This is a genomic window from Rahnella sp. PD4, from assembly GCF_049199325.1.
Taxonomy (GTDB): domain Bacteria; phylum Pseudomonadota; class Gammaproteobacteria; order Enterobacterales; family Enterobacteriaceae; genus Rahnella; species Rahnella perminowiae.
The window spans coordinates 46,507-62,309 of the sequence record NZ_JBLZQF010000009.1 but is presented as its reverse complement, the minus strand read 5'-3'; the positions used below and the strand labels follow the sequence as shown (position 1 = coordinate 62,309).

Annotated in this window: 15 protein-coding genes and 3 tRNA genes; 12 read left to right on the top strand and 6 right to left on the bottom strand. The window is 50.5% G+C overall.

Going from position 1 to position 15,803, the window contains the following annotated elements; all coding sequences use genetic code 11:
• Positions 1-25 precede the first annotated feature (25 nt).
• The 5 genes from ACOZIO_RS19775 (at position 26) to ptrA (ending at position 5,109) form a co-directional block, all read left to right on the top strand.
• The gene (locus ACOZIO_RS19775) at positions 26-520 is read left to right on the top strand and encodes a prepilin peptidase-dependent protein (protein WP_255466772.1); all 495 of its coding nucleotides are present in this window, start codon (positions 26-28) and stop codon (positions 518-520) included.
• Positions 511-1,098, top strand: a complete 588-nt coding sequence (locus ACOZIO_RS19770) for a prepilin peptidase-dependent protein (RefSeq protein ID WP_421595610.1) — start codon at positions 511-513, stop codon at positions 1,096-1,098. The genes ACOZIO_RS19775 and ACOZIO_RS19770 overlap by 10 nt, the downstream gene beginning before the upstream one ends.
• Positions 1,095-1,583 (top strand): YgdB family protein, encoded by a 489-nt coding sequence (locus tag ACOZIO_RS19765; RefSeq protein ID WP_240782865.1) that lies wholly within the window; start codon positions 1,095-1,097, stop codon positions 1,581-1,583. Before ACOZIO_RS19770 ends, ACOZIO_RS19765 begins: the two co-directional genes overlap by 4 nt.
• Entirely contained in the window at positions 1,576-1,920 is a 345-nt protein-coding gene (locus tag ACOZIO_RS19760) for a prepilin-type N-terminal cleavage/methylation domain-containing protein (protein ID WP_129954954.1), read from the top strand. Before ACOZIO_RS19765 ends, ACOZIO_RS19760 begins: the two co-directional genes overlap by 8 nt.
• 303 nt (positions 1,921-2,223) lie before the next feature.
• Entirely contained in the window at positions 2,224-5,109 is a 2,886-nt protein-coding gene (gene ptrA, locus ACOZIO_RS19755) for a pitrilysin (protein ID WP_421595609.1), read from the top strand.
• Positions 5,110-5,184: 75 nt separating this feature from the next.
• Here ptrA and argA read toward each other — a convergent pair whose 3' ends face one another.
• A complete protein-coding gene (gene argA / locus ACOZIO_RS19750) occupies positions 5,185-6,510 on the bottom strand; it encodes an amino-acid N-acetyltransferase (RefSeq protein WP_129954956.1) in 1,326 nt (441 codons plus the stop codon).
• 229 nt (positions 6,511-6,739) lie between these two features.
• Here argA and amiC point away from each other — a divergent pair, with 229 nt between their 5' ends.
• Positions 6,740-7,990 (top strand): N-acetylmuramoyl-L-alanine amidase AmiC, encoded by a 1,251-nt coding sequence (gene amiC, locus ACOZIO_RS19745; protein ID WP_217157815.1) that lies wholly within the window; start codon positions 6,740-6,742, stop codon positions 7,988-7,990.
• Between the two features lie 101 nt (positions 7,991-8,091).
• Here amiC and ACOZIO_RS19740 read toward each other — a convergent pair.
• From ACOZIO_RS19740 to ACOZIO_RS19730, 3 genes are all read right to left on the bottom strand, one after another.
• Positions 8,092-8,168 (bottom strand) — tRNA-Met (locus ACOZIO_RS19740).
• Between the two features lie 72 nt (positions 8,169-8,240).
• A tRNA-Met gene (locus ACOZIO_RS19735) sits at positions 8,241-8,317 on the bottom strand.
• Between the two features lie 62 nt (positions 8,318-8,379).
• Positions 8,380-8,456: transfer RNA gene (locus ACOZIO_RS19730), tRNA-Met, on the bottom strand.
• 220 nt (positions 8,457-8,676) lie between these two features.
• Between ACOZIO_RS19730 and mltA the strand changes: the two genes are divergently transcribed.
• Together mltA and tcdA are read left to right on the top strand one after the other, a co-directional pair.
• Complete coding sequence (gene mltA / locus ACOZIO_RS19725) at positions 8,677-9,789, top strand: murein transglycosylase A (RefSeq protein ID WP_129954958.1); 1,113 nt, start codon at positions 8,677-8,679, stop codon at positions 9,787-9,789.
• Positions 9,790-9,849: 60 nt separating this feature from the next.
• Positions 9,850-10,665 carry a tRNA cyclic N6-threonylcarbamoyladenosine(37) synthase TcdA gene (gene tcdA / locus ACOZIO_RS19720; RefSeq protein ID WP_217137775.1) on the top strand — a complete coding sequence of 272 codons (816 nt, stop codon included), beginning with the start codon at positions 9,850-9,852 and terminating at the stop codon, positions 10,663-10,665.
• Here tcdA and csdE read toward each other — a convergent pair.
• Both csdE and csdA read right to left on the bottom strand, forming a co-directional pair.
• A complete protein-coding gene (gene csdE, locus ACOZIO_RS19715) occupies positions 10,653-11,087 on the bottom strand; it encodes a cysteine desulfurase sulfur acceptor subunit CsdE (RefSeq protein WP_217137774.1) in 435 nt (144 codons plus the stop codon). The two genes, tcdA and csdE, sit on opposite strands and share 13 nt — an antisense overlap.
• Positions 11,088-11,109: 22 nt before the next feature.
• Positions 11,110-12,315 (bottom strand): cysteine desulfurase CsdA, encoded by a 1,206-nt coding sequence (gene csdA, locus ACOZIO_RS19710; RefSeq protein WP_129992054.1) that lies wholly within the window; start codon positions 12,313-12,315, stop codon positions 11,110-11,112.
• A 188-nt stretch (positions 12,316-12,503) separates the two neighbouring features.
• Here csdA and ACOZIO_RS19705 point away from each other — a divergent pair, with 188 nt between their 5' ends.
• From ACOZIO_RS19705 to rlmM, 4 genes are all read left to right on the top strand, one after another.
• On the top strand, positions 12,504-12,725 hold the full coding sequence (locus tag ACOZIO_RS19705) for a YgdI/YgdR family lipoprotein (RefSeq protein WP_013574177.1): 222 nt from the start codon (positions 12,504-12,506) through the stop codon (positions 12,723-12,725).
• A gap of 483 nt (positions 12,726-13,208) precedes the next feature.
• On the top strand, positions 13,209-14,129 hold the full coding sequence (locus ACOZIO_RS19700) for a transcriptional regulator GcvA (protein WP_129954962.1): 921 nt from the start codon (positions 13,209-13,211) through the stop codon (positions 14,127-14,129).
• A 93-nt stretch (positions 14,130-14,222) separates the two neighbouring features.
• A complete protein-coding gene (locus tag ACOZIO_RS19695; RefSeq protein WP_129954963.1) occupies positions 14,223-14,618 on the top strand; it encodes a DUF423 domain-containing protein in 396 nt (131 codons plus the stop codon).
• Positions 14,611-15,717 (top strand): 23S rRNA (cytidine(2498)-2'-O)-methyltransferase RlmM, encoded by a 1,107-nt coding sequence (gene rlmM, locus ACOZIO_RS19690; RefSeq protein ID WP_015696079.1) that lies wholly within the window; start codon positions 14,611-14,613, stop codon positions 15,715-15,717. Before ACOZIO_RS19695 ends, rlmM begins: the two co-directional genes overlap by 8 nt.
• Positions 15,718-15,803 lie beyond the last annotated feature (86 nt).

The window sequence follows — 15,803 nt, the reverse complement described above, 5'->3', positions numbered from 1 at the left end:
AAATCTACACGCTTATTTTGGCGGTATGAAAACATTTGAGCGGGCAGGAGAGCAGGGAATGTCGCTGATCGAAATGATGGTTGTTGTGGCTCTGATTGCCATGTGTACGTTATGGGGAATCCACAGCTGGCGCAGTTACCAGCAGGCATTGAAGCTTGAACAATCGGCTCAGCAACTGCGTTTGTATTTATACGGAGTCCAGGCCGAAGCCAATAATTACAATCGTTCTGCTGTTTTATGGGGGATTTCCGGCGCAAACGGGTGTGTGGGAACCGGCATCCGCCCCTCTGATTGCCGTAATGCGGCGGGTAAAATATTCGCCCTTCATGAAGCTGGCATTGAATTAGCCGACGTTCCTGAAAAAAATATGGGCTTTTACGGCCTGCGGAATGCGGCACTTGCCGGGCATATCACGCTGAGAAATCCAGCAGGGAGTGTGCGAATCGTTCTCTCCGTCAGAGGGCGGTTGCGTATGTGTAGTGAAACTCAGCCTTTACTGGGTATCGGGCTATGTCAGTGAACACATCCCGTTGTCAGGGATTCACGCTGCCCGAAGTTATGATTGCGATGGGTATTGGCAGCATGCTGATGCTCAGTGCCGCACAAATCTATCCGCTTATGCGCCAGAGAAGCCAGAGTCTGGGCCGGCATTATCAGCTGGAACAATTGTTGCGCCAGAGTATTTCTGCTATCGGCAAAGATATCCGTCGGGCCGGTTTTTGTAACGGAAACTGTGAGGGCAAATCTTTTATCATAAGTAACGCTCTCGGCGAAGCGCCTGGCTCCTGCATCATTGTTATCTATGACCTGAACCGTAACGGAATATGGGATAAAACCAGCTCACCGGAATCTGAATACTTTGGTTATCGTTTACGACAGGGGGGGATTGAAATCCAGCGCGGAACAGATGACTGCGGGAGTTCTGGCTGGGAAAAACTCCTTGATCCGGCTGAAGTTAACGTGACCCGATTTACGATTACGCAGGTAGCAGAAAGTGCCTCCGGCCGTCTGTATTCTCTGCAACTGGAAGCCCGCTGGAGCAAAGATCCTTTTATCCACCGTCAGGTTAACGAGATGATTGCAGGCCATGTTTTATGACGAGCGTAGTCAAAAGAAGCGATTCACTCAGACAACGTGGGAGCGCCATGATCCTGAGTATTCTGGTGATGATGGGATTAGGCTTGATTGTCCTTAATTCGCTGCAACAGCAACTTTCCGCCGGGCTTTCGCTGACGTCAAATCAGCATCGCTATAATGTTGCCTGGGAAAATGCAGCTTCGGCATTGGCGTGGGGCATAGGACAATCATGGAGCGACAGCCATGATCCCTACTGGCAGTGCCGGGAGGTGGCGGTTGGGATCATTATTTCAGGAAGTGGCCGGGCCTGTGTCCGCCCTGCCTTTCGGGAGGATATCTTTCTGGTCCGTGGTGAAGGCCGGTTAACTCAAGACAATGAACCCGTTGTACAGTATCAGCAAGTCAGTAGTAAAAAGCAGGCTGGCGGAGATCTGATTTTTTCGCCACTAAAACAAGGATGGCTGGATTTTTGTCCTGAGACTGATGCGCAGGCCTGCAATGAATGAAAGCTGCTCAGCACAGCAAGGTTTCAGCCTCACAGAAGCGCTGATCGCCATGTTGCTCTTGTCAGTTTCCATTCTGGGGCTCCTGAATTATTACCAGTCACTGAGCCACGGTTTTATGCGCCAGTGGCAGGTTCAACAGGCGTGGGCAGAAGCGCACTCCCAGCTTGAAGCCTATTCTGTAGCCGGGAAGGGGACGGAGCCTTTTGCGAAAAATTGGGAATATCTGATTAACGGCACTTCATATGCACAATCCTGCAAGTTGGTTACTGCGGCAATTCAAACGCCGACAAAATATCAGGCCATATTGCAGCGTTTGATATGTGATTTTGCCCCCTGAAGTGGCATCTGTCAGCCGCATATTACCGGGCAAAAATACTGTTAAGCTACTTGCAATGGCGGGTTAACAGCTTAGAGTGGTTTAACCGGGTGTTTTTCCCCTATTGGGAACCATGAGTGTTGTGGCTAAAACATAACGGAGCACAGGAAGAAAATCCCGATTCGATTTTTTTTCACAACTATCCTGTTTCTGCGCGGTCTGAACAGACTCAATCGCTCAAAACAGCGTGTTGAGGTTCATCGGTTATTGAACCGTGTATTTATTGCCTGCGTGGCACATTTATTCGATTGAGGGAGAGTGGCAATGTTAAAACAGGTTACCCGCGTTTTCGGGGTACTGTTGTTATTGAGCGTTGGGATTCCTGTTGTTTCAAGTGCAGCTGACTGGCAACCTTTTGCACAAGCTATCAATAAAAGTCAAAACGACCCTCGTCACTATCAGGCAATAAGACTGGCCAATGATATGACCGTTTTGCTGGTTTCTGACCCTCAGGCGCCCAAATCTCTCGCCGCATTGGCCCTTCCTGTCGGCTCGCTGGAGGATCCTGATTCTCAGTTAGGCCTTGCCCATTATACTGAGCATATGTTGCTGATGGGCTCGAAGAAATATCCTCAGCCGGAAAGCCTGTCTGAATTCCTTAAGAAACACGGTGGGAGCCATAATGGCAGTACAGCTTCTTACCGCACGGCGTTTTATCTTGAAGTAGAAAACGATGCCTTGCCAGAAGCGGTAGATCGCCTGGCGGATGCTATCGGCCAACCACTATTAGATCCCGCCAACGGAGACCGTGAGCGTAATGCCGTGAACGCTGAACTGACGATGGCCCGATCGCGTGACGGTATGCGGATGGCGCAAGTTCGCGCAGAAACATTAAATCCTATGCACCCGGCAGCCCGCTTCTCAGGGGGTAATCTGGATACGTTGAAAGATAAACCGGGCAGTAAGCTTCATGACCAGCTGACGGCTTTTTATCAGCGTTACTATTCCGCTAACCTCATGGTCGGTGTGATTTATAGCAATAAACCTTTGCCTGAACTTGCTGAACTGGCCTCCACAACCTTTGGCCAGATCGCCAATCATCATGCCGCCGTGCCGCCGATTACAGTCCCGACGTTAACTGCAGACCAAAAGGGCGAGTTTATCCATTTCGTTCCTGCACAGCCGCGCAAAGAATTGCGGATTGAATTTGCCATTGATAACAATAGTGCCGATTTTCGCAGTAAAACCGATACCTATATCAGCTACCTTATTGGTAACCGCAGCCCGAATACCCTATCCGACTGGTTACAGAAGCAGGGCTATGCCGACGGGATCAGTGCAGGTGCGGATCCGATGGTTAACCGTAATATGGGCGTATTCAATATTTCTGTTTCCCTGACGGATAAGGGGCTGGCGCAACGCGATACCGTTATTGCCGCCATTTTCAACTATCTCAATGAAATGCGCGCTCAGGGGATCCGGAAATCCTATTTTGATGAGATTGCACACGTTATGGCGCTCGACTTCCGCTATCCGGCACTGACGCGTGATATGGATTATGTCGAATGGCTGGTGGATACCATGCTGCGGGTACCTGTCGGGCATGTTCTCGACTCGCCGTATCTTACTGACCAGTATGATCCTAAAGCGATTGAATCACGGCTAACTGAAATGACGCCGCAAAATGCACGTTACTGGATCATCAGCCCGAATGAGCCTCACAATAAAGTGGCCTACTTTGTTAATGCGCCGTATGAGATCGATAAAGTTCCCGCACAAACCTACTCGCAGTGGAAGACGCTGGGGCAGGGGATTTCTCTGTCGCTGCCTGCGCTGAATCCGTACATTCCGGACTCACTTGCGCTGGTCACTAAAGATTCGACGGCGACGAAACCTGAATTGTTAGTTGAAGATAAAGGGTTGCGGGTGTTCTACATGCCGAGTCGCTATTTTGCTGATGAGCCTAAAGCGAATGTGACCGTTTCTTTCCGCAATGAGCAGTCTCTCAGCACGGCTAAAAATCAGGTGCTGTATGGCCTGACAGATTACCTCACCGGCGTTGCTTTTGATCAGCTGAGCTATCAGGCATCCATTGGTGGGATCACGTTCGGCACATCGCCTGATAACGGATTACAATTTACTGCTACCGGTTTCACCGAGTGTCTGCCTGATTTACTGGCCGCACTGGTCGATAACTACCCTGATTTCAAACCGACACAGGAACAGCTTGATCAGGCGAAATCATGGTATCTCGAGCGTTTAGCTTCAGCAGATAAAGGGAAAGCGTTTGAGCTGGCGTTACAACCGGTTCAGTTGCTTTCGCGGGTGCCTTATACCGAGCGCAGCGAGCGTGAAAAGCTGGTTTCCGCCATCACACTGGAAGAGGTGAACGCCTACCGTGAACAACTGGTTCATCATGCTGCGGTAGAAGTGATGGTCGTGGGGAATATGACGGCTGATCAGGTTAAAGCGATGTCTTCGCAAATCATGCAAAAGTTGGGTGAGCATGGGACACAGTGGTGGCGCGGCAAGCAGGCCGTAGTGACCGGACCGCTGAAAGCGAATATTCAGCGTATCGGGACAAGTTCGGACTCTGCGCTGGCAGCGGTGTATGTCCCCACCGGTTATGATGAAGTTCAGAGCATGGCGTACAGTGCTTTGCTGGGACAAATTATTCAGCCATGGTTCTACAGTCAGCTTCGGACACAAGAACAACTGGGTTACGCAGTGTTTGCTTTTCCTATTCCGGTAGGCAAACAGTGGGGGATTGGTTTCCTGCTGCAAAGTAACAGCAGGCAACCTGATTATCTGTATCAGCGCTATCTGGCATTTTATCCGCAGGCCGAAAAACGTCTGCGTGAAATGAAGGATGACGAGTTCCTGCAATACAAACAGGGGCTGGTGAATGAAATGCAGCAAAACCCGCAAACGTTAGATGAGGAAGCTGACCGTCTGGGAAATGATTTTAGCCGCGGAAATCCACAATTTGACACCCGCACGAATGTTATCCGGGTTATTGCCGGGCTGACGCAAACTCAGCTGGCGGATTACTTCAATCAGGCCGTAATAAAACAGGTTGGTCTGGCGATGTTGTCACAGGTCTCAGGCAATGACAGCAAGTCGCCACAATACGCGGCGCCTGAGGGCTTTAAAACCTGGTCTGATACCTCAACGTTGCAACAGGCGCTGGAACCGCACACGGGTAAATAACCCGCTGATGTGTAAAGCAAAATAAAAAGGGCGCGGAAGCGTCCTTTTTATAACTGAGGCCAGGTAGTGAGAGAGTTACAGCTCAGCGATCAGTATTTTGGAACGACGCTGGTAGTTATACATTTCCTGTTTCTGAATCGGCAACACATCCACTTCTGCTGGTTTGAAACCACGCTCCTGGAACCAGTGAATGCTGCGGGTCGTCAGTACAAACAGCCTGTTCAGCCCCATGAGTTTCGCCTGGCTGGCAACGCGTTGCAGTAACATTTCACCCCGTGAAGAGCTGCGGTAGTCCGGGTGAACCGCCACGCAGGCCATTTCGCCAATCCCTTCATCATGAAACGGATAAAGCGCCGCACAGGCGATGGTCAGGTTATCCCGCTCGATAATGGTAAATTTATCGATTTCCATTTCCAACTGCTCGCGGGAACGGCGTACCAGAATACCCTGTTGTTCCAGCGGACGAATAAGTTCCAGAATGCCACCGATGTCGTTGATGGTTGCTCGCCGAACTTGTTCGGCACTTTCCATCACGATTTGCGTGCCAATGCCGTCGCGCGAAAACAGTTCCTGAACCAGTGCACCGTCTTCCTGATAACTGATCAGGTGACTGCGACGTACACCGCTGCGGCAGGCCTTCACCGCGCCGCGCAGGAAGCGAACGGTACCGGAAAGATAATCGCCGCCGGATTCCATCTGATCAATTTTTTGCTGTGCATCATTAGGAAACAGTTCGGAAATAATATTACCTTCCTCGTTGATTACCCCTTGCGAAGAGCAGAAGCCGATCATTTTTTCTGCTTTCAGTTTGATCGCCAGTTGTGTTGCGACTTCTTCGGAAGTCAGGTTGAAGCTTTCACCGGTAACCGAAACTGCAACCGGACCGAGCAAGACAATCGCATTGCTGTCGAGCTGACGGTGAATCGCTTCTTCATCAATACGGCGGATACGCCCACTGTGACAGTAATCAATACCGTCATCGACGCCCAGCGGCTGAGCAATGATAAAATTGCCGCTGACGACATTGATATGCGCGCCCTGAAGTGGCGTATTATTCAGACTCATTGACAGCCGCGCCGTGATATCGAGCTGCAGCAGCCCGGCGGCTTGCTTAACCAGTTCGAGCGCACGTGCATCCGTGACGCGAATATTCTTATGATAAATCGGCTCGTAATTATGCTCAGAAAGGTTCTCATCAATCTGCGGACGGGCGCCATAAACGACGACCAGACGGATGCCTAAACTGTGTAACAGGCCGATATCGTTGACAATATTGCTAAAATTTTCATGTTCAATGGCTTCCCCACCGAGCATGACAACGAATGTTTTGCCTCGGTGAGCATTTATATAGGGAACTGAGTGGCGAAATCCCTGAACCAGTTCAGTACTACGTTCCTTCACGGCAAAACCTCGTATGAATTTTTATTCGTAATTTTTGTATTTTTATTCTTTTGCGGCGCTGTGGCAAGTAAGAAATCTCTGTTTTTGTTTTAACACCCATCACAAACATACAACAAATTGATAAATCGAATAAATGTTTAGGAATGACATGCAGGATATGATTCGTTAGAATTCGTAAAATGAGTTTTTTATCAGCTATTTTTTACTTTTGGACACTTTTTGAGACTGCATGACTGACGATACCCACAATCCCGGAAGACGACGCCTCCTGCAAACCGTAGCTGCTTCCTGGATACTGAGCGTGAGTAAAGTGGGTTTTGCTGCCAGCTCACAGGTCATTGCTGTACGTATCTGGCCCTCGTCTACTTATACCCGAATTACGCTTGAATCCAGCACTCCCTTAAAATATAAGCAGTTTCTGCTCAGCGATCCGCCGCGCGTTGTGGTGGATATCGAAGATGTGCATCTCAACAGTGTGTTAAAAGGGTTGGGCGAAAAAGTCCAGCAAAGTGATCCTTATATCAGACAGGCGCGGGTGGGGCAGTTTGATACCAAAACGGTCCGCCTGGTGTTTGAGCTCAAGCGTGTAATCAATCCACATGTCTTCACGCTGAAACCGGTCGCTGAATTCCATAACCGGCTGGTGCTCGATCTTTATCCGCAAGAGGGTGAAATCAGTGCTCAGGACGATCCGCTGCTGGCGTTACTGGAAGATTACAACCGCGGAGATGTGGCGAGAACGCTACCTCCGGAAAAGGCAAAAGATGGTCAGGCGGGGCGAAGCCGGCCGTTGGTGATCATGCTTGATCCTGGTCATGGCGGTGAAGATCCGGGGGCGATTGGCAAATATAAGACCCGTGAGAAAGATGTTGTATTGCAGATCGGCCGCAGATTACAGAAGCTGATTATGCGTGAACCCAATATGAAAGCGCATATGACCCGCAATGAGGATGTGTTTATTCCGCTTAAAGTCCGCGTGGCAAAGGCACGAAAACTGCGGGCAGACCTTTTTATCTCTATTCACGCAGATGCATTTACCAGCCGTGCAGCAAAAGGCTCGTCGGTTTTCGCTCTGTCGACCAAAGGGGCAACCAGTTCCGCAGCACGTTTTCTCGCACAAACACAGAATGAATCTGACCTGATAGGCGGCGTCAGTAAAAGCGGTGACCGCTATCTGGATCACACGATGTTTGATCTGGTTCAGACAGCAACCATCAGCGATAGCCTGAAATTTGGCAAAGAAGTGCTGACGCGTATGGGCAGGATTAATCATCTGCATAAAAATAAAGTGGATCAGGCCGGGTTCGCGGTATTAAAAGCGCCGGATATCCCGTCAATTCTGGTGGAAACGGCGTTTATCAGTAACATCAGTGAAGAGAAGAAATTGCGGACTGCACATTTTCAGCAGCAGGTGGCAGAGTCTATTCTGGCCGGGATCAAAGCATATTTTGCAGAAGGTGGGATGTTGGCCAGGGGATAACCAGAGAGGCTGCGAGGTGATTATTCCCGCCGCTTGGCGGAATTCAGAGACAAAAAAACACCCGTTAGGGTGCCTGATGTTTGTAACCGATTTTTAGTAGTTGGTTGCGGGGGCCGGATTTGAACCGACGACCTTCGGGTTATGAGCCCGACGAGCTACCAGGCTGCTCCACCCCGCGTCCGTCACTACTCTTACAGCTTTACTTCATCACATTATCCGAACTGAGCATCTTCATGCATCGGTCTCGAATTGGTTGCGGGGGCCGGATTTGAACCGACGACCTTCGGGTTATGAGCCCGACGAGCTACCAGGCTGCTCCACCCCGCGTCCGTATACTGCTTTAATTCATCGTACAATTCAACTGAGCATTTTATGCATCGAAATCGAATTGGTTGCGGGGGCCGGATTTGAACCGACGACCTTCGGGTTATGAGCCCGACGAGCTACCAGGCTGCTCCACCCCGCGTCCGATGGAGGCGAACTATACTCCCCATGAGATTTCGTGCAACCCTTTTTTGAATTTATTCAAATAAAGCACTTAGTTGCTGGCTTTTTATCCACAAAATTGCCGTTTGATGTTCAATTTGGCTCAGTACACTTTTTTCGGCTGTGGCAATTCCTTTCTGATAGGGCGTTTGTTATCGTTTCGCCAGTCATTTTCCTGAAAGTAAGAGAGCGCGGCAATAATGAAAGGACGTTGGAGTAAATATCTGCTGGGTGGTTTGGTGTTAGCGGTGCTGGCGGGTTGTTCTTCGCGACCTACTGACCGGGGCCAGCAGTACAAAGATGGCCGTCTGGATAATGCACTCGAATATGTGAATGAGCCGAATGCCACAGGCAAACCAGTGAATGCGCTGGATTACTCTAATCAGGTCGCCGCGGTACAAATTGCCTCTTCTTCTTTATATGGTCGTAATAACACAACATTCCAGGCTGTCGAACAATGGCTGCGCTCCGGGGCTGATACCCGCAACCTTAGCCAGTACGGCATCAGCGCGTATCAGATGGAAGGTGCTGACAATTTTGGTAATGTGCAACTGACCGGCTATTACACGCCGGTGGTGCAGGCGCGCTACACCCGTCAGGGTGAATTCCAGTATCCGCTTTATCGTATGCCGCCAAAACGCGGCCGTCTGCCTGATCGCGCCTCAATTTATTCCGGTGCACTGAGCGATAACTACGTGGTTGCCTGGACTAATTCCCTGATGGATAACTTTATGATGGAAGTGCAGGGCAGCGGTTATGTCGATTACGGCGACGGGCGCCCGTTCATGTTCTTCGGATATGCCGGTAAAAACGGCCATGCCTACCGCAGCATCGGCAAAGTGTTGATTGATCGTGGGGAAGTGGCGCGCGAAAATATGTCGATGCAGGCGATCCGCCAGTGGGCGGACACCCACACACCGGCACAAGTGCGTGAATTGCTGGAGCAGAATCCGTCATTCGTTTTCTTCAAACCAGAGCCTTTTGCTCCGGTTCGTGGTGCCAGCGGTGTGCCGCTGATTGCCAAAGCCTCTGTGGCTTCTGACCGTTCACTGATCCCGGCAGGAACAACATTACTGGCGGAAGTGCCTGAGCTTAACGATAAAGGCAAGTTCACCGGTAAATATCATATGCGTCTGATGGTGGCACTGGATGTCGGTGGTGCGATTAAAGGACAACATTTCGATATGTATCAGGGAATTGGCCCTGATGCCGGGCATTCAGCAGGATTTTATAATCACTATGGTCGCGTCTGGGTGTTAAAATCAGCGCAGAACGGCAAGCCGCTGTTTACGGCATACGCGCCGTCCAACTAGTTTTCACCCGTTAATATTTCAAACGACAAAGTTTACGAACGCACTGAGGTTTATTTTTTCATGACAGCTACTTACTCCGACGCTTATCAGCAACGTTTTGGCGGAACTGCCCGGCTTTATGGTCAGCAATCGCTGGAGTTGTTCTCGCAGGCGCATGTCTGTGTGATCGGTATTGGCGGAGTGGGTTCCTGGGCGGCGGAAGCGCTGGCCCGCACCGGCATTGGCGCGATCACCTTGATTGATATGGATGATGTTTGCGTGACCAATACCAACCGTCAAATCCATGCGTTGCGTGAAAATGTCGGGCAGGCAAAAACGGAAATCATGGCACAGCGTATTCTGGCGATTAATCCGGAATGCAAAGTCACCTGTATCGATGATTTTATTACGCCCGATAACGTGGCTGAGATGCTTGATCAGGGTTTTAGCTATGTGATTGATGCTATTGACAGCGTCCGGCCTAAAGCTGCGCTGCTGGCCTATTGCCGTCGTTTTAAGATCCCGGTGGTGACCACAGGCGGGGCGGGCGGACAAATTGATCCGACCCAAATTTCCGTGGTGGATCTGGCGAAAACAATTCAGGATCCGCTGGCGGCAAAACTGCGTGAACGTCTGAAAAATGATTTCAAGGTGGTGAAGAACAGCAAAGGTAAGCTTGGGATCGACTGTGTATTTTCCAGCGAACCGCTGATGTACCCGCAGGCTGATGGCACAGTATGTGCTGCAAAGGCAAGCGCAGAAGGCGTTAAACGCATGGATTGCGCGTCTGGTTTCGGTGCTGCGACGATGGTGACCGCGACGTTTGGTTTTGTCGCGGTATCCCACGTACTGAAGAAAATGATGGCTAAAGCACAGCGTCAGGCTCAGGCAGCCTGACGGGCGAGGGTGATTACGCCTTCTGCCAGCGCATTAAGTCCGCTGGAACGGCTGGTACTGAGTTGCTCACGCAACCCCAATACATCAAATAGCATCAGTGGATCCCGCATCAGAATCTCTGCCGGCGTTTTACCTTCCACGGCAGTCAGCAGCACTGCCAGCAGACCTTTAACGATCCGCCCTTCGCTGTCGCCATAGAAATGCATCGTTCCATTCTCCGTTTTTTCTGCGCCCAGCCAGACACGGTTTTCGCAACCACTCAGCTCATTTTCGGGCGTTTTCAGCGATATATCCAGCGGCGGTAAAGATTTCGCCAGCAAAATTAACTGGCGGTAACGATCTTCCCACTGGCGGAATGACGCGAATTTTTCGGTCAGGGAGTTTTCGGTGATCTCATGGCCAAAAGGATGTGGCGCTAACATGGTATTCCTCAAAAAAAATGAATTAACCGGCTAACAGGTCGAGGGCATATTCTACCGCGCTGACCAGCCGCATAACGTCCTGTTCATTATTATATGGCGCAAATGAGGCCCGTAATGTTCCGCTGATGCCCAGAGCGTCCATCAATGGCTGGGCGCAATGCTGTCCGGCGCGCACGGCAATGGCCTGTTCAGCCAGCAATGCCACCAGATCGCTGTGATGCACACCGGCGATATCGAATGCCAGAACGGATGAATTTTGACAGCGGAAGCTGCGGAAACCGTCAATCTGTTTAAGTTGTTCTTCAGCCAGATTCGCCAGATTTTGCGTATATTTCTCCGCGGCGTGCAGATCAACGGTTGTTAACCATTTCAGGGCTGCTGACATGCCGATTACACCGGCAATGTTGGGCGTACCCGCTTCGAAGCGGTGAGGAACAGCCTGCGGGGTAAAACCGGTCATGGAGGCCTGAGTCAGCATTTTGCCGCCGCCTTGCCAGGGGGCCATATTCTCGAGTAATTCAGTTTTGCCATATAACACGCCGATGCCTGTCGGCCCGTACAGCTTATGGCCGGAGAAGGCGTAAAAGTCGATATCGAGTTGTTGTACGTCTGGCGGGCAATGAACAACGCCTTGCGCGCCATCGATCAGAACGACGGTGCCGTTAGCGTGTGCCAGCGCAATGGCGCGGGCTATATCGGGCATGCCACCGGTGACATTGGACATTTGCGTCAGTGCCAGCAGGCGGGATTTATTGTTCAGCAGGGCAGAGAGGGCGGTGATATCCGCAATACCGTGTTCATCCACCGGCAACGTAATCACCTGCGCCTGACACTGCTCAGCTACCATCAGCCACGGAATAAGGTTGGCGTGATGTTCAGCCTGACTGACAATAATTTCGTCGCCGGGCTGTAAACGCGGGCGCAGCCAGCCTTGCGCGACCATATTGACGGACTCTGTTGTCCCCCGCGTCCAGACGATATTTTCAGGAAGTGGGGCGTTAATCCACTGCGCCACCAGCATTCTGGCCTGCTCGTAGTGATCTGTGAGGGTTTGTGCCGCATGATGCTGACTACGGTGAACGGTGGCTCCTTCCTGCGAGTAGAAATTCAGGGTGGCCTCGATCACCGCCTGTGGCTTCAGCGCCGTGGCAGCGCTGTCTAGATAACATTGTCCCTGAGACAGCGCAGGAAACTGTTGACGAAAATCCCGGGGGTTAAAATCAGTCATACGAAATCAGATCCTTCGGCCTGAGTGAAAGAATACAGTTTTATCTGTAATAGCCGCCGCTTATTCATTTTAGGAATGGTTACCTGGAAATTTATCAGAGGTTTGTTATGCTGAATTACGAAGACTAGAAGCATTAGCCTGGAGTCCTACCAGGAATTTGAAGCATATTAATCTGCAAGGAGTCTAAGATGAAGAAGATCGCCGCCGTAATTTCAGCTGCACTGCTGACGACAACACTTGCCGCCTGTTCGAGCAACTATGTGATGCATACCAATGATGGCCGTACCATTGTTGCTGAAGGCAAACCTAGCACGGACAGTGATACCGGTATGATCAGTTATACCGATGCGTATGGCAACAAGCAGCAGATCAATAAATCTGAAATCAAAGAAATGGCAGAAGGGAATTGATCCCTGACGTGAATACCTTGAGCCAGTCGCTCAGGTAACCTCACACGTTGCTTTATGACAAAACCGGCCCCTCTTGCGATGAGGCCGGTTTTGTCACATTATGCGCTCGCCTTTGTACCGCATTGTGCTTTCTTTGCGGCCCTTTTGCAGTAAAAAGGGCAAAAAAAAGCACCGCAAATTGCGGTGCTAAAAAATCACTTTGGACAGACAGGGTAATGTACAGGAAGTGAAAAGTGAGTAGCATTTACGCTACGCGTCTGGATTGCCAGACAATTGCAAACACAACATCACAACCACAAGCCAAAAGTATCTCAGCATCCTCATACCAATTTACTTTTCGTTCCGGCTCAGGAAGTGGCGCCACTATAGGTTTTTGCCTGTACATCCTCAACGGACAAATTATAATGTCTCGGATTAAAAAAACTAATACCAAAACCTACGGACAGGCGTCCCGCTAACCGGCGAATAAGAAGTATCCATTCTATGTCAAAACGTTTACCGCCTCTGAACTCTTTGCGGGTATTTGATGCCGCAGCGCGCCACCTTAGTTTTACTAAGGCTGCCGAGGAATTATTTGTCACGCAAGCCGCGGTTAGCCACCAGATTAAGTCACTTGAGGACTTTTTAGGGCTAAAGCTGTTTCGCCGACGCAATCGCTCTTTGTTACTGAGCGAAGAAGGGCAGAGTTATTATCTGGATATTAAAGAGATATTTTCTGCTCTCAATGAAGCCACGCGTAAACTTCAGGCACGCAGTGCCAAAGGCGCGCTGACCGTCAGTTTGCCGCCAAGTTTTGCGATTCAATGGCTGGTGCCACGGTTGTCTGGCTTTAACTCAGCTTATCCGGGCATTGATGTGCGTATCCAGGCTGTGGACCGTGAAGAAGATAAATTGGCCGACGATGTTGACGTCGCCATATTCCACGGCCGGGGTAACTGGCCGGGGCTGCGGGCAGAGCGATTGTATGCGGAATATTTACTGCCGGTCTGCTCTCCTTCATTGCTGATGGGGGATAATCCGCTGAAGGAGCCCGCCGATTTAAGCCATCATACCTTGCTGCACGATGCTTCCCGTCGCGACTGGCTGGCGTACACCAAACAGCTTGGGTTACAACACGTGAACGTGCAGCAGGGACCTATCTTCAGCCACAGTGCGATGGTGGTTCAGGCTGCTGTCCACGGTCAGGGTATTGCGTTGGTTAATAATGTTATGGCGCAGACCGAAATTGAGGCCGGACGTCTGGTGTGTCCGTTCAGTGAAGTTTTAATCAGTAAAAATGCTTTTTATCTGGTTTGTCATGACAGTCAGGCAGAACTGGGTAAAATAGCCGCCTTTCGTCAGTGGATCCTCGCGCGTGCAGCCAGCGAGCAGGAAAAACTGCGCTTTCGTTTCGATCAGGCATGAGGCCTGATCGCCGGGGATAGAAACCGTGAGTCTGCTGATGAGATGGGTTAATCAGGATTTTCATCGGCAAATAACGATAACGGGTATCGCATAATGACCAGTCGTGCAATGTTGATTTTCGCCGCGATCAGCGGTTTTATTTACGTCGCTTTCGGTGCTTTTGGCGCACACGTATTGAGCCAGTCGCTTGGCGAAGCCGAAATGACGTGGATCCATACCGGCTTAACTTATCAAAGTATACATACGCTTGCGATAATGATTCTGGGTGTTGCGATGCAACGCCAGCGCAATGTGTGGTTCTACTGGAGCAGCGCCTTTTTAGCGCTGGGAACCGTTTTATTCAGCGGCAGCCTTTATTGCCTTGCGCTGTCACACCTCCGTTTATTCGTTTTTGTAACTCCGATTGGCGGTACCATGTTTCTGGTCGGTTGGATTTTGTTGTTGATCGGCGCATTGCGCCTGAAGAAAAAGGCCGAACGCCATGAATAAAGTTGCTCTCTACTGCCGTCAGGGTTTTGAAAAAGAATGCGCAGCAGAAATTACCGATAAAGCCGCAAAGATGGAAATCTTCGGTTTTGCCCGCGTCAAAGAAAACAGCGGTTATGTATTATTTGAATGTTATCAGCCTGATGATGCTGACCGCATCGCTAAAGAACTGCCTTTCCGTGAGCTGATTTTTGCCCGTCAGTTAATTGTGGTAGGTGAATTACTCAAAGATTTACCGCCGGAAGATCGTGTTTCTCCGATCGTCGGGATGGTCCAGAACGTGATCACCAACGGGGGGGAACTTCGCGTTGAAGTGCCGGATACTAATGAAAGTAAAGAGCTGACCAAGTTCTGTCGCAAACTGACGGTGCCGCTGCGTTCTGCGATGCGCGAATGCAAGGTTCTGGGCAAAAAAGAAAATGCGCTGCGTCCGGTCGTGCATGTGTTCTTTATCGCGCCGGGGTGCTGTTATGTGGGGTATTCCTACAGCAATAACAATTCACCGTTTTATATGGGTATCCCGCGCCTTAAGTTCCCTTCCGAAGCGCCAAGCCGCTCGACGCTGAAACTTGAAGAGGCTTTCCATGTCTTTATTCCGGCTGATGAGTGGGATGAACGGCTGGCAAGTGGCATGTACGCGGTCGATTTAGGGGCTTGTCCGGGCGGGTGGACCTATCAGCTGACACAACGCAGCATGATGGTCACGGCAGTCGACAACGGTCCGATGGCGCCAAGCCTGATGGAAACCGGTCAGGTTATTCATCTGCGTGAAGACGGCTTTCGTTATAAATCCACCAGTACCAAGAATTACTGGCTGGTGTGTGACATGGTCGAAAAACCGGCGAAAGTGGCTGCACTCATGTGTGACTGGCTGGTCAATGGCTGGTGTCGTGAGGCAATTTTCAATCTTAAGTTGCCGATGAAAAAGCGCTACGAAGAAGTCTCTAACATTCTTGAGCGCATCGACGAACGTCTGAAAGAAAATGGCGTGAATGCCGAGATCTTTGCGAAACAGCTTTATCACGATCGTGAAGAAGTCACCGTACATATCCGCCGTTTCTGGTCGGCTATTGGCGGGCGCCGCGACGAGCGTGATCGCTGATACTCGTCATACTTCGAGTTGCTGATGCGTTGGCTGCATGTGCTCACCCGAATCACTTACTCATGTAAGCTCATCGGGATTCACTT

Bases quoted from the DNA above. Each gene is read 5' to 3' on its own strand.
- ACOZIO_RS19695 (WP_129954963.1), top strand. From the start codon at position 14,223: ATGACCAGTCGTGCAATGTTGATTTTCGCCGCGATCAGCGGTTTTATT.
- ptrA (WP_421595609.1), top strand. From the start codon at position 2,224: ATGTTAAAACAGGTTACCCGCGTTTTCGGGGTACTGTTGTTATTGAGC.
- csdE (WP_217137774.1), bottom strand. From the start codon at position 11,087: ATGTTAGCGCCACATCCTTTTGGCCATGAGATCACCGAAAACTCCCTG.
- ACOZIO_RS19765 (WP_240782865.1), top strand. From the start codon at position 1,095: ATGACGAGCGTAGTCAAAAGAAGCGATTCACTCAGACAACGTGGGAGC.
- mltA (WP_129954958.1), top strand. From the start codon at position 8,677: ATGAAAGGACGTTGGAGTAAATATCTGCTGGGTGGTTTGGTGTTAGCG.
- csdA (WP_129992054.1), bottom strand. From the start codon at position 12,315: ATGACTGATTTTAACCCCCGGGATTTTCGTCAACAGTTTCCTGCGCTG.
- ACOZIO_RS19700 (WP_129954962.1), top strand. From the start codon at position 13,209: ATGTCAAAACGTTTACCGCCTCTGAACTCTTTGCGGGTATTTGATGCC.
- amiC (WP_217157815.1), top strand. From the start codon at position 6,740: ATGACTGACGATACCCACAATCCCGGAAGACGACGCCTCCTGCAAACC.
- ACOZIO_RS19775 (WP_255466772.1), top strand. From the start codon at position 26: ATGAAAACATTTGAGCGGGCAGGAGAGCAGGGAATGTCGCTGATCGAA.
- rlmM (WP_015696079.1), top strand. From the start codon at position 14,611: ATGAATAAAGTTGCTCTCTACTGCCGTCAGGGTTTTGAAAAAGAATGC.
- ACOZIO_RS19705 (WP_013574177.1), top strand. From the start codon at position 12,504: ATGAAGAAGATCGCCGCCGTAATTTCAGCTGCACTGCTGACGACAACA.
- tcdA (WP_217137775.1), top strand. From the start codon at position 9,850: ATGACAGCTACTTACTCCGACGCTTATCAGCAACGTTTTGGCGGAACT.
- ACOZIO_RS19770 (WP_421595610.1), top strand. From the start codon at position 511: ATGTCAGTGAACACATCCCGTTGTCAGGGATTCACGCTGCCCGAAGTT.
- ACOZIO_RS19760 (WP_129954954.1), top strand. From the start codon at position 1,576: ATGAATGAAAGCTGCTCAGCACAGCAAGGTTTCAGCCTCACAGAAGCG.